Source organism: Streptomyces sp. GbtcB7 (assembly GCF_019091445.1).
Taxonomy (GTDB): Bacteria; Actinomycetota; Actinomycetes; order Streptomycetales; family Streptomycetaceae; genus Streptomyces; species Streptomyces mirabilis.
In genome coordinates, this window is record NZ_JAGXJM010000459.1 from 1 (window position 1) to 249 (window position 249).

Sequence of the window (249 nt, forward strand, 5' to 3'; positions counted from 1 at the left end):
TCTGGCCGACCCCGGTGGATGCGGGCGTCGCACCGCTGCTCGAAGCCCTCTCGCGCCGGTTGCCCGCGCTCAGCTACCCCCGGGTCGAGTTCGCCGCGAACGTCGGGCTGTTCGTGCCGTTCGGCGTGCTGCTACCGATGATCCTGCGCACACGCGAGCTCGTGCTGCCGATCGCGATCGTCGCGACGGTCGCGATCGAATGCGGACAGGCCGCGTTCCTCACCGAGCGCTTTCCGAGCGTGCTCGACA

The 249-nt window shown here is 69.9% G+C and carries 1 protein-coding gene; it reads left to right on the plus strand.

The genetic code is table 11. The annotated features are described in order from the left end of the window. Positions 1-249, plus strand: a 249-nt coding sequence (locus KVT44_RS56495) for a VanZ family protein (RefSeq protein ID WP_217577080.1), incomplete at both ends; no start/stop codon positions are given.